Raw genomic sequence first — 11923 nt, forward strand, 5'->3', positions numbered from 1 at the left:
TCCTGTGCGGGTCACGCGTGTGCGGACACACGCCTCAGTTGCGGGCATATGGAAAAGCCGCGCCCCCCAGGCTAAATCCCGGGGGGCGCGGCTTCCATTTCGAGCCGTGTGAGACGCGCGTCAGTTCTCGGGGCGGTCCTCCGGGGCCTTCTCCAGCGTGGGAGAGGACTCGGTGGTCGCACCGGCGGTGATCGCGGGACCCGCGCCGTTCGTCCCGTTCGTCAGCGACAGCTCCTTGGGGGAGAGCACCGGCGGGCGGGTGGACGGCGTACGGCGGGAGGAGCCGGTCCAGGAGGGACGGGCCGGACGCCGGACGATGGGAGCGAAGACCTCGGCGATCTGCTCCTTGTTCAGCGTCTCCTTCTCCAGCAGCTGGAGCACGAGCGCGTCGAGCACGTCACGGTTCTCGACCAGGATTTCCCAGGCCTCGTTGTGCGCGTTCTCGATGAGCTTCTTGACCTCTTCGTCGACGAGCGCGGCGACCTCTTCCGAGTAGTCGCGCGGGTGCGACATCTCCCGACCCAGGAAGGGCTCGGTGTTGTCGCCGCCGAACTTGATCGCGCCGAGGCGCTCGGTCATGCCGTACTGCGTGACCATCGCGCGGGCCGTCGCGGTGGCCTTCTCGATGTCGTTCGCGGCGCCCGTGGTCGGGTCGTGGAAGACCAGTTCCTCGGCCGCGCGGCCGCCCAGCATGTAGGCCAGCTGGTCGAGCATCTCGTTGCGCGTGGTCGAGTACTTGTCCTCTTCCGGCAGGACCATCGTGTAGCCCAGAGCACGGCCTCGGGAGAGGATCGTGATCTTGTGCACCGGGTCGGAGTTCGGGGAAGCCGCCGCGACCAGGGCGTGTCCGCCCTCGTGGTACGCGGTGATCTTCTTCTCCTTGTCCGACATGATCCGGGTCCGCTTCTGCGGGCCCGCGACCACACGGTCGATCGCCTCGTCCAGCATGAAGTTGTCGATCAGCTTGCGGTTGCCTCGGGCAGTGAGCAGGGCGGCCTCGTTGAGGACGTTGCTCAGGTCCGCGCCGGTGAAGCCCGGCGTACGGCGCGCTACGGCCGACAGATCGACGTCCGGTGCGACCGGCTTGCCCTTCTGGTGGACCTTGAGGATCTCCAGACGGCCCTGCATGTCCGGGCGGTCGACCGCGATCTGGCGGTCGAAGCGGCCGGGGCGCAGGAGGGCCGGGTCGAGGATGTCGGGCCGGTTCGTCGCGGCGATGAGGATCACGCCGCCCTTGACGTCGAAGCCGTCCATCTCGACGAGCAGCTGGTTCAGCGTCTGCTCGCGCTCGTCGTGTCCACCGCCGAGGCCTGCGCCGCGATGGCGGCCGACCGCGTCGATCTCGTCGACGAAGACGATCGCCGGGGCGTTCGCCTTGGCCTGCTCGAACAGGTCACGGACTCGGGAGGCACCGACACCGACGAACATCTCGACGAAGTCGGAACCGGAGATCGAGTAGAAGGGCACCCCGGCCTCGCCCGCGACGGCGCGCGCCAGCAGGGTCTTGCCGGTGCCGGGAGGGCCGTACAGGAGTACGCCCTTGGGGATCTTGGCGCCGACGGCCTGGAACTTCGCCGGCTCCTGGAGGAACTCCTTGATCTCGTGCAGTTCCTCGACGGCCTCGTCGGAGCCCGCGACGTCCGCGAACGTCGTCTTCGGGGTGTCCTTGGTGATGAGCTTGGCCTTGGACTTCCCGAAGTTCATGACTCGGGAGCCGCCGCCCTGCATCTGGTTCATCAGGAACAGGAAGACGACCACGATGAGGACGAAGGGGAGCAGCGACAACAGGATCCCGACGAAAGCGTTCTGCTTCGTCGGCGACACCGTGTAGCCGTCCGGAATCTGCTTGTCCTGGTACTTGGTCTGCAGCGTGGCCGCGAGGTCCACGCCTTGGTCGCCGATGTAGCTCGCCTGGATCTTGGAGCTGCCCTCGACCTTTACGCCGTCCTTGAGCGTGACCTTGATGGTCGACTCGTCACCGGTGGTGATCTTGGCCGACTCGACCTTGTTGTCATTGATCGCCTGGACGACCTGGCCGGTGTCCACCGCCTTGTAGCCGCCGGACGAGCCGACGACCTGCATCAACACGACCACGGCAAGGACGGCCAGCACGATCCACATGACCGGCCCACGGAAGTATCGCTTCACGTCCATCCATACGGAGCGAATTCGCTCCGTCCCTCCTGCCATAGTGAGTTTGATAAAGACAGTTCTTCTGACCGTACCCCAGCAATGTTGCCCGAAGTCGCACGGGACGGCTGGGAGACGCGTCTGCATGCTCCAACGGCGCGAAACCCGCTGGGGTTCCCGATCGTCTTACAGGGCTTGGGCCGAGTGGCTCTAGCCGCCGTAGACGTGCGGCGCGAGCGTACCGACGAACGGCAGGTTGCGGTACTTCTCCGCGTAGTCGAGGCCGTAGCCGACGACGAACTCGTTCGGGATGTCGAAGCCGACCCACTCCACCTCGATGGCGACCTTGGCCGCCTCCGGCTTGCGGAGCAGGGTGCAGATCTTCAACGAGTCGGGCTCGCGCGAGCCGAGGTTGGAGATCAGCCAGGACAGGGTCAGACCCGAGTCGATGATGTCCTCGACGATGAGGACGTGCTTGCCCTTGATGTCGGTGTCGAGGTCCTTGAGGATCCGCACGACACCGGAGGACTGGGTGCCCGCGCCGTACGACGACACGGCCATCCAGTCCATGGTGACGGGGGTGGACAGCGCCCGGGCGAGGTCCGCCATGACCATCACCGCGCCCTTGAGGACGCCGACGATCAGCAGATCCTTGCCCGCGTACTCCGCGTCGATCTTAGCGGCGAGCTCCACGAGCTTCGCGTCGATCTCTTCCTTGGTGATGAGCACCGACTGGAGGTCGTCACCCATGTCTTTCGCGTCCACCCGCATCACTTTCGGTCGTCCAACCGGCTACTACCTGGCCCCGCCCCCGGAGGCCCGGAGGGGGTGTCGATTCAGCCTTGCCGAATCACCAGTCTGCCACCCTGGCGACGGGCGACGACCTTGCCCGGGAGATTGATGGCTCCCTGGCCGCGCCAGCCGGTGATCAGGCGGTCGACTTCCTCGATGTGCCGGGCGAACAGCGAACCTGCCGGGGCACCGGCCTGGATGGCGGCCCGGCGCAGGATGCGACGGCGTACGGCGGGCGGCAGGGCGTAGAGCTTGGCGCACTCCAGGAGGCCGGTGGCGTCCCGTACGGAGGCCTCGGCCTGGCTGGCCCAGGTGTCGAGGGCGTCGGCGTCGTCCCGGGACAGCTGCGCCGTACGGGCCAGTGCCTCTACGACGCCTTTGCCGAGCGCCTTCTCCAGGGCCGGCAGGCCTTCGTGGCGCAGACGGGAACGCGTGTACGCGGGGTCGGCGTTGTGCGGGTCGTCCCAGACGGGCAGCGACTGGACCATGCAGGCCTTGCGGGCGGTCTGCCGGTCGAGTTGGAGGAAGGGGCGGCGGTAACGGCCGTCGGCCCCCGAGACCGCGGCCATCCCCGACAGGGAGCGGATGCCGGAGCCGCGGGCGAGGCCCAGCAGGACGGTCTCGGCCTGGTCGTCGCGCGTGTGGCCGAGCAGGACGGCGGCGGCGCCGTGTCGTGCGGCGCAGTCGTCGAGGGCTGCGTAGCGGGCGTCCCGGGCGGCTGCCTCGGGGCCGCCCTCGCGGCCCACGGTCACGGACGTGGCTTCCACGGGGTCCAGGCCCAGTTCGCGCAGCCGTAGAACGACTTCGTCGGCGCGCAGGTCGGAGCCGGCCTGGAGGCCGTGGTCGACGGTGATGCCGCCGGCCCGGATGCCCAGCTTGGGGGCTTCGAAGGCAAGGGCGGAGGCGAGGGCCATGGAATCGGCGCCGCCGGAGCATGCGACGAGCACGAGCGGCGAGGGCGGGCGCTCGTGCGAGGTGTGCCGGGAGGCGCCGGCGGTCTGCAGGGCCTCGTGGTCGGTGAGGATGTCGTGGAGGACGCGGCGGACCGCCAGGCGTATCGCCGCGACCGCAGGATGGGGACCCATGTCCGGTTCCCTTCATGAAGTTTTCGGGGGGTTGGCCCGAGGTTCGGTCACTCAGAGTGTGTAGATGGTGACAGAACCGGGGCGTTCCCCGAGCATCGCACGCCTACCCATCGCTCACGGTCCCTCGGACGGGTGATTGCAGGGGCGTTCGCCTGCCGTCGGCCGGATTCGTTTCACCACGCCCGCGACCCGTTCACGAATCGGCCTTGCGGTGCACCCGCGCGACCCAGTCCGCCGGTTTGGCGATCTCCGTCTTGGTCGGCAACGTGTTCGGGGAGGTCCACACCCGGTTGAAGCCGTCCATGCCGACCTGGTCGACGACCGCCCGCACGAACCGCTCGCCGTCCCGGTACTGCCGGAGCTTGGCGTCGAGACCCAGCAGCTTCCGCAGCGCCGAGTCCAGTCGGGAGGCGCCCTTGGCGCGACGCTGCTGGAACTTCTCGCGGATCTCCGCGACGCTCGGCACCACATCCGGACCGACGCCGTCCATCACGAAGTCGGCGTGCCCCTCCAGGAGGGACATCACGGCGGTGAGCCGGCCGAGGATCTCCCGCTGCGCGGGCGTCTGCACGATCTCCACGAGGGAGCGGCCCTCGTCGTCCTCCTCGCCCTCGGGCCGGCCGCCCGCCAACGACTGGGCGGCCTCGCGGATGCGCTCCAGGACCGTCATGGGGTCGACCTCGGTCTCCCCCAAGAAAGACTGGATCTCGCCCTCCAGGTGGTCACGCAGCCAGGGCACGGCCGTGAACTGCGTGCGGTGCGTCTCCTCGTGCAGGCACACCCAGAGACGGAAGTCGTGCGGTTCCACGTCGAGTTCGCGCTCCACGTGCACGATGTTCGGCGCGACCAGCAGCAGCCGACCGCCCTTCGCCCCCGCCGGCAGCTCGCGGGACGCCGGGGCGAACGTCTCGTACTGCCCGAGCACACGCGAGGACAGGAACGACAGCAGCATGCCCAGCTCGACACCGGTCGCCTTGCCGCCGACCGCGCCGAAAACGGCGCCCCCGGGGGTGTTGCCGCGCCGCTCCTGCATCTTGTCGAGCAGCGGCTTGAGGACCTCCCGGAACCCGGCGACGTTCGCCCGCACCCAGCCGGGGCGGTCGACGACCAGGATCGGGGTGTCGTGGATGTCGTCCGTGCCCATCCGGGTGAACCCCCGGACGTGCTGCTCCGAGGCCTTCGCATGCCGGCGCAGCTCCGCGACGACGGCCCGGGCCTCGTCACGGCTCACCTCGGGGCCCGGCCGCACAAGTCGGGTCGCGGTCGCCACCGCGAGATTCCAGTCGACCATCTCGGCACCACCGATGCTCGTCATGCGTCAACCGTACGTGAGCGCTGCCGCTTGGGGCAGGGCACGACGGCCGGTCAGGTGGACGTCTGTTGCGAGGGCGCCCGGTGTTGATGGCTGTGCCCACCCGTTCCGCCCTGCGGAACGCCTGCCCACAGCGGTGGCGGCAGGCCGTCGACCGGCTGCGGCCGCAGGCCGTGGTCTAACTGCAGCCGCAGGCCGCCAGCGCCGTTGCCGTGTGGTCCAGGGCCGCCTGGGCGTCCAGGGGGTTGGTCGTGTTGGAGGCCATGAAGGCGAAGGCCAGGAGTTGGCCGTCTTTGTCCACGACCGTGCCCGCCAAGGTGTTGACGCCCGTCAGGGTGCCGGTCTTGGCGCGGACCAGGCCCGCCGCACCCGTGGCGTCCGTGTAGCGACTCGTCAGGGTGCCGGTGAAGGCGGCGATGGGCAGGCCGGTGAGGACCGGGCGGAGTTCGGGGTGGGCCGGGGAACCAGCCTTGACCAGGAGAGCGGTCAGGAGGTCGGCGGTGAGGCGGTCGTCGCGGTTGAGTCCGCTGCCGTCGTTGAACGCGGCGCCCTTGACCGGGAGTTGAAGCTTCGTCAGTTGGGCCTGGATCGCGGCGGCGCCCCCGTCGAAGTCGGCCCGCTTGCCCGTCGCCACGGCGGTCTGGCGGGCCAGGGCCTCCGCGATGTCGTTGTCGCTGTTGGTCAGCATCCGCTCGACGATGTCGGAGAGCGGCGGTGAGGAGACCGTGGCGAGGGTGCTGGCGCGGCCCGTCGCCTTGGAGGGGCCCGGGGACGTCGTCCTGATGCCGTGCTCCTTGAGGAAGCCCGCGAACTTCTCGGCCGCGTCCGCCGCCGGGTCCTTCACGCGCAGCACCTGGCCGCTGGACGAGTCGTCCGTACGGCCCTCGTCTGCCATCAGGGCGCTGACCGGGGCGAGGTTCTCGTTGACCCCGATCGGGTGGAGTTCGGCACCGGAGTACAGGGTCTTGTCGTACGACAGCGTCACCTCGCTCACGCCACGCTTCTTCAGGGCCACCGCCGTCCTGTCGGCGAGGGTGCGCAGGCTGGCCCAGCCCTCGGCGTCCTGGTGGGCCGTCAGGGTCGGGTCGCCGCCGCCGACCAGGACGAGTTCCTTGGTGTCGGGCTCCAGGGCGGCGCGGGTGGTGAGGCGGTGGTCGGCGCCCATCGCGGAGAGGGCGGCCACGGCGGTGGCGATCTTCGTCGTCGAGGCCGGGGTCAACGCGTCGTCGGCGCCGACTCCGTAGAGGCGCTTTCCGGTGGCCACGTCCACTACGGCGGCCGTGTGGCGGGTGCCGAGCGCCGAGTCGCCCAGGAGGGGCGTGAGGACATCCGCGAGGGCCGTGCCGGTCGGGGCCGACTTCACGGTGCTGGCGGAGCCGCCGAGGCCGACGAGGACGGATGCGGCGCTGGGGGCAGGTCGGGGTGCCTTGGCGGACGTATCGGAATTACGGCCGTGATCTACGCCACCTGACTGTTCCTGTGCGGCTGCGTACTCCCGCTCGGCCGTACGCTGACCCGAGGAGTCCCAGGGACCGGCGGCGGTCACCACACCCGCGGCCAGCGCCATTCCGGCGGTGGCGGCGACGGCGGTGAACTGCCAGGTCCTGTTCGGCCGCGGCAACTTCGCGACCTGCGGTGACACGGATCCGACGAGCCGGGCGACCTTCGGGGACACGGCTCCGGTGAGCCGCGTGACCTGTGGCCGCACGGCTTGGGTGACCCGCGTGACCTGTGGTTTCACGGCTTCGTTGAGCCGTGTGACCTGCGGTTTCACGGATTGTGCGGCCCGCTCGAGACGGGGCCGGACGGCTCGCGCGACCCGCTTCACATGCGGTCTCGCGGCCTGCCAAGGCCTCAGCTCCGGCACGACCACCAGCCCCTTTCGCGATCACACACCTGCGTGAGGGACACTTAACCACCAGAACTATGTGCTGATCATGGAGGAGCCACCGGTGGAGTTCGACGTCACGATCGAGATCCCGAAGGGTTCGCGGAACAAGTACGAGGTGGACCACGAGACCGGTCGGATCCGCCTGGACCGTCGACTCTTCACCTCGACCAGTTACCCGGCCGACTACGGCTTCGTCGAGAACACTCTCGGCGAGGACGGTGACCCGCTGGACGCGCTGGTCATCCTGGAGGAGCCGACTTTCCCCGGCTGCCTCATCAAGTGCCGCGCGATCGGCATGTTCCGGATGACCGACGAGGCCGGCGGCGACGACAAGCTGCTGTGCGTCCCGGCGTCCGACCCGCGTGTGGAGCACCTGCGTGACATCCACCACGTGTCGGAGTTCGACCGCCTGGAGATCCAGCACTTCTTCGAGGTCTACAAGGACCTGGAGCCCGGCAAGTCGGTCGAGGGTGCCAACTGGGTGGGCCGTACGGACGCCGAAGCGGAGATCGAGCGCTCGTACAAGCGACTCAAGGAGCAGGGCGGCCACTGAGCCCCTTGTGCACTGAACGGGCCGCACGCACACGCGTGCGGCCCGTTTCCATGTCTGTGCGCATACTGAGGATCACTGGAGGCGTCGTACAGGGAGTGCCACGGAGTGTCGGAAGCCGAGGACCGCAAGCCGCAGTCGGACGAGGCCAGGAGTGCCTTCACGGCTCCGGCGGGCGTCGAGGCGGCGGTCGTGACGGTAGCTGACGGCGAGTCGTCTACGACGTCCGAGTTCGCCGTTCCGCAAGGGCTCGACGTGACGCCCGCGCCGGCCGTCGAGGACTCCGAAGGGTCGGCGTTCAGTCCGCCCAGCCTCTACAGCGCGCGCAAGGCGCCGCCCGCCTTCACACCGCCGACCGGGATTCCCGTCGTCAGCCTCACCAAGGACGTGCCCTGGCAGGACCGGATGCGCACGATGCTGCGGATGCCGGTGGCCGAACGGCCCGCGCCGGAGCCGGTGCAGAAGCCGGACGACAGCGGTCCCGCCGTACCGCGCGTGCTCGATCTGACGCTCCGCATCGGCGAGTTGCTGCTCGCGGGCGGCGAGGGCGCGGAGGACGTCGAGGCGGCGATGTTCGCGGTCTGCCGCTCCTACGGCCTCGACCGCTGCGAGCCGACCGTCACGTTCACCCTGTTGTCGATCTCGTATCAGCCCTCCCTGGTGGACGATCCGGTGACCGCGTCCCGGACCGTACGGCGCCGGGGCACCGACTACACGCGGCTCGCGTCCGTGTTCCGGCTGGTCCAGGACCTCAGCGACCCGGAGACCGCACTCTCCCTGGAGGACGCCTACCGGCGGCTCGCGGAGATGCGGCGCAACCGGCACCCGTACCCCGGCTGGGTGCTGACCTCGGCCAGCGGGCTGCTCGCGGGTGCCGCCTCCGTGCTCGTCGGCGGTGACATCATCGTGTTCTTCGCCGCCGCGCTCGGGGCGATGCTCGGCGACCGGCTGGCGTGGCTGTGCGCGGGGCGCGGGCTGCCGGAGTTCTACCAGTTCACGGTCGCCGCGATGCCGCCCGCCGCGATAGGGGTCGCCCTCACGGTCGCCAACGTCGATGTGAAGGCCTCCGCGGTCATCACCGGTGGGCTGTTCGCCCTGCTGCCCGGGCGGGCCCTCGTAGCGGGCGTACAGGACGGTCTGACCGGCTTCTACATCACCGCGGCGGCCCGGCTCCTTGAAGTCATGTACTTCTTCGTCGGCATCGTGGCCGGTGTCCTGATCGTCCTGTACTTCGGCGTGAAGCTCGGCGCGCAGCTCAACCCCGACGTGGCCCTCGGCAATTCCGACCGGCCGCTGTGGCAGATCGGCGCGTCCGTGCTGCTGTCGCTGACCTTCGCGGTACTGCTCCAGCAGGAACGATCCACCGTGCTGCTCGTGTCGCTCAACGGGGGTGTCGCCTGGTCCGTGTACGGGGCGATGCACTTCGTCGCGAAGATCTCGCCGGTTGCGTCTACGGCCGTTGCGGCGGGGTTGGTCGGGTTGTTCGGGCAGCTGCTGTCGCGGTACCGGTTCGCGTCGGCGTTGCCGTACACGACCGCGGCGATCGGGCCCTTGTTGCCGGGTTCCGCCACGTACTTCGGGCTGTTGGCGATCGCGCAGAACGAGGTCGACCGGGGGTTGGTGTCGTTGGCCACGGCGGCGTCTCTCGCCATGGCCATCGCCATCGGGGTCAATCTGGGGTCGGAGATCTCGCGGTTGTTCTTGCGGATTCCGGGGGCGTCGGCGGGGGCGCGGCGGGCGGCCAAGCGGACCAGGGGGTTCTGAGCGCCTAATGGCTCGGGGCCCTTGGATCATTGGCGGGTACGGGTCCGTTGTGGCTGGTCGCGCAGTTCCCCGCGCCCCTATGGGGCGCGTTTCAGCTAGCCCTGCGGATAGCCCTGGCCCTGGTTGTCGTACGGCGGGTACTGCTGCTGGTTGCCGTACGGCTGTTGTTGGTACGTCGGCTGCTGCTGAGGCTGGGCGTAGTACTGGTCGTAGCCGTTGCTCTGGTCGTAGCCGTTGCTCTGGTCGTACTGCTGCTGAGGTTGTTGCTGCTGGGGCCTGTCCACTCGACGGAGCTGCGTCGTCGAGTCGTCCATGATCACCGGGAACGGCTGGGTCGCGGCCGGGTCGCCGGGCTGCTCCTGGTGCTCCTGGGGGTTCTTCTTGGCCTTGGAACGGGCGCGCAGGAACTCGATGATGATCGGGACCACGGAGATCAGGACGATCAGGATGAGGATCGCTTCGATGTTCTTGTGGACGAAGTCGATGTTGCCGAGCCAGGAGCCGAGCAGGGTCACGCCCGCGCCCCACAGGACGCCGCCGATGATGTTGAACGTGAGGAACGAGCGGTACTTCATGCCGCTGACGCCGGCGATGATCGGCGTGAACGTGCGCACGATCGGCACGAAGCGGGCCAGGACAAGGGACTTGGGACCGTACTTCTCGAAGAACTCGTGCGCCTTGACCACGTTCTCCTGCTTGAAGAGGCGTGAGTCCGGGCGGTTGAAGAGCGAGGGGCCGACCTTCTTGCCGAAGACGTAGCCCGCCTGGTCACCGAGGATCGCGGCGACGCAGATCAGCGCGACGGCCGCCCACAGCGGGAAGTCGAGCGTGCCCGCGGTGATCAGCAGGCCGCAGGTGAAGAGCAGGGAGTCACCCGGCAGGAAGAACCCGATGAGCAGGCCGGACTCCGCGAAGACCACGAGCAGGAGGCCCCAGATTCCGAACCGGTCGAGCATGGTGTTCGGATCGAGCCAGCTCGGGCCGAGGGCGAGCGTCATCACGGTTCCGGGCTCCTGAGGGGTGGAGGGAGGTGCCAGCGTCCAGGTACAGCCGCACAAAGCTATCAACGCGATGTGTCAGCCCCAGGTTCCACCGGTGACTCCAGGATGCACTGTGCACCCCATAGGACAAAGCTGTGAGCCATGGGTATCGAAGAGTACGGCGGCGGCCAGGGGCCGCAGGCCGATGTGCTGGTCGTGACGACGAACGACGTCCCGGGGTACCGGGTCGAGCAGGTGATCGGCGAGGTCTTCGGACTGACCGTGCGCTCACGGCATCTGGGCAGCCAGATCGGCGCCGGTCTGAAGTCGATGGTCGGCGGTGAACTGAAGGGGCTCACCAAGACCCTCGTGCAGACCCGCAACCAGGCCATGGAGCGACTGATCGAGCAGGCACGCGCGCGTGGAGCCAACGGCGTCCTGGCCTTCCGCTTCGACGTGACCGAGGCGGCGGACGTCGGCACCGAGGTGTGCGCCTACGGGACGGCGGTGGTCCTGGCCCGGGTGTAGCGCGTGCCCCCGGGCCAGGTCCCTAGAAGGTGTGCCGGGACGCGTTCGCCAGAATCGCGTCCTTCAGGTGCTCGGCCAGGCCCGGGGCCATCGCGTCGTAGAACGCCTTGAAGCGCTCGTCGGAGACGTACATCTCGGCGAGGCAGGTGTGCATGGTGTACGAGCACTCGTAGAACCAGCGGTCGATGTGCAGGCGATGTTCCTCGGCGAGGTCCAACGCCGCGTCGCCGGTGGGGAGTTCACCGGCGGTCACCAGGGCGGCATAGCGCTCGCTCAAGTCGTCGACCTCGGCCTGGAGCCGCTTCCAATCGGCCTTCGTATAGCGGGCGGCCCGGCGCTGCGACTCGGCGTAGGCCTCGGTACCGCCCCAGCGCTGTTCCGCTTCCTCGGCGTACTGCTCGGGGTCCTTGTCGCCGAAGACCTCGAAACGTTCCTCGGGGGTGAGGTTGATGCCCATCGTGCGTGCCTCCATGGCGTGTTCCACGGCCTCGGCCATCTTCTGGAGCTTCTCGATCCGGGCGGTCAGCAGCTCGTGCTGCCGGCGCAGATGTGCGCGCGGGTCCGTCTCCGGGTCGTCGAGCAGGGCCGCGACCTCGTCGAGCGGGAAGCCGAGTTCCCGGTAGAACAGGACCTGTTGAAGCCGGTCGAGGTCGGCGTCGGCGTAGCGCCGGTGACCCGCGTGGCTGCGCTCGCTGGGGACGAGCAGGCCGATGTCGTCGTAGTGGTGCAGCGTGCGCACGGTGACCCCGGCGAATCCGGCGACCTGTCCTACGGAGTAGCTCACTTCCGCTCCCTTCTTGTGTCCGCGCTCCACGGTCGACCCTCACGCCACGTGAGGTACAAGCCCCACACTCCCCTGTCCCGCGATCTCAAGATGTTCCTCAAGATGTT

10 protein-coding genes are annotated in these 11923 nt (G+C 68.8%); 3 read left to right on the forward strand and 7 right to left on the reverse strand.

What is annotated here, in order from left to right; all coding sequences use genetic code 11:
- Positions 1-120: 120 nt before the first annotated feature.
- From ftsH to dacB, 5 genes are all read right to left on the reverse strand, one after another.
- On the reverse strand, positions 121-2154 hold the full coding sequence (ftsH, locus tag OG504_RS24395; protein WP_405991722.1) for an ATP-dependent zinc metalloprotease FtsH: 2034 nt from the start codon (positions 2152-2154) through the stop codon (positions 121-123).
- Between the two features lie 186 nt (positions 2155-2340).
- Positions 2341-2901, reverse strand: a complete 561-nt coding sequence (gene hpt, locus OG504_RS24400; RefSeq protein WP_033286141.1) for a hypoxanthine phosphoribosyltransferase — start codon at positions 2899-2901, stop codon at positions 2341-2343.
- 65 nt (positions 2902-2966) lie between these two features.
- Positions 2967-4007, reverse strand: a complete 1041-nt coding sequence (gene tilS, locus OG504_RS24405; RefSeq protein WP_033286142.1) for a tRNA lysidine(34) synthetase TilS — start codon at positions 4005-4007, stop codon at positions 2967-2969.
- 193 nt (positions 4008-4200) lie between these two features.
- Positions 4201-5322: a zinc-dependent metalloprotease gene (locus OG504_RS24410; protein WP_405991723.1), complete on the reverse strand. Its 1122-nt coding sequence runs from the start codon at positions 5320-5322 to the stop codon at positions 4201-4203.
- Positions 5323-5497: 175 nt separating this feature from the next.
- Positions 5498-7192, reverse strand: coding sequence for a D-alanyl-D-alanine carboxypeptidase/D-alanyl-D-alanine-endopeptidase (gene dacB / locus OG504_RS24415; protein WP_405991724.1), 1695 nt, complete (start codon positions 7190-7192; stop codon positions 5498-5500).
- 79 nt (positions 7193-7271) lie between these two features.
- Here dacB and OG504_RS24420 point away from each other — a divergent pair, with 79 nt between their 5' ends.
- Both OG504_RS24420 and OG504_RS24425 read left to right on the forward strand, forming a co-directional pair.
- Positions 7272-7763: an inorganic diphosphatase gene (locus tag OG504_RS24420; protein WP_019070224.1), complete on the forward strand. Its 492-nt coding sequence runs from the start codon at positions 7272-7274 to the stop codon at positions 7761-7763.
- Between the two features lie 105 nt (positions 7764-7868).
- The gene (locus OG504_RS24425; RefSeq protein ID WP_405991725.1) at positions 7869-9524 is read left to right on the forward strand and encodes a threonine/serine exporter ThrE family protein; all 1656 of its coding nucleotides are present in this window, start codon (positions 7869-7871) and stop codon (positions 9522-9524) included.
- A 95-nt stretch (positions 9525-9619) separates the two neighbouring features.
- Here the strand turns inward: OG504_RS24425 and OG504_RS24430 are convergent, their stop codons facing one another.
- Entirely contained in the window at positions 9620-10522 is a 903-nt protein-coding gene (locus OG504_RS24430; protein ID WP_405991726.1) for a DedA family protein, read from the reverse strand.
- Between the two features lie 144 nt (positions 10523-10666).
- Here OG504_RS24430 and OG504_RS24435 point away from each other — a divergent pair, with 144 nt between their 5' ends.
- On the forward strand, positions 10667-11032 hold the full coding sequence (locus tag OG504_RS24435) for a YbjQ family protein (RefSeq protein ID WP_359613974.1): 366 nt from the start codon (positions 10667-10669) through the stop codon (positions 11030-11032).
- 22 nt (positions 11033-11054) lie between these two features.
- On the opposite strand, the gene OG504_RS24440 is transcribed toward OG504_RS24435, so the two are convergent.
- On the reverse strand, positions 11055-11816 hold the full coding sequence (locus OG504_RS24440) for a MerR family transcriptional regulator (RefSeq protein ID WP_405991727.1): 762 nt from the start codon (positions 11814-11816) through the stop codon (positions 11055-11057).
- Between the last annotated feature and the right edge of the window lie 107 nt (positions 11817-11923).

The sequence above is a fragment of the Streptomyces sp. NBC_00986 genome, from assembly GCF_045162565.1.
GTDB lineage: Bacteria > Actinomycetota > Actinomycetes > Streptomycetales > Streptomycetaceae > Streptomyces.

What these genes read in the sequence shown, in the direction of transcription:
- ftsH (WP_405991722.1), bottom strand. Translation starts at nt 2,154, where the DNA reads ATGGACGTGAAGCGATACTTCCGTGGGCCGGTCATGTGGATCGTGCTG.
- hpt (WP_033286141.1), bottom strand. Translation starts at nt 2,901, where the DNA reads ATGCGGGTGGACGCGAAAGACATGGGTGACGACCTCCAGTCGGTGCTC.
- tilS (WP_033286142.1), bottom strand. Translation starts at nt 4,007, where the DNA reads ATGGGTCCCCATCCTGCGGTCGCGGCGATACGCCTGGCGGTCCGCCGC.
- OG504_RS24410 (WP_405991723.1), bottom strand. Translation starts at nt 5,322, where the DNA reads ATGACGAGCATCGGTGGTGCCGAGATGGTCGACTGGAATCTCGCGGTG.
- OG504_RS24430 (WP_405991726.1), bottom strand. Translation starts at nt 10,522, where the DNA reads ATGACGCTCGCCCTCGGCCCGAGCTGGCTCGATCCGAACACCATGCTC.
- OG504_RS24435 (WP_359613974.1), top strand. Translation starts at nt 10,667, where the DNA reads ATGGGTATCGAAGAGTACGGCGGCGGCCAGGGGCCGCAGGCCGATGTG.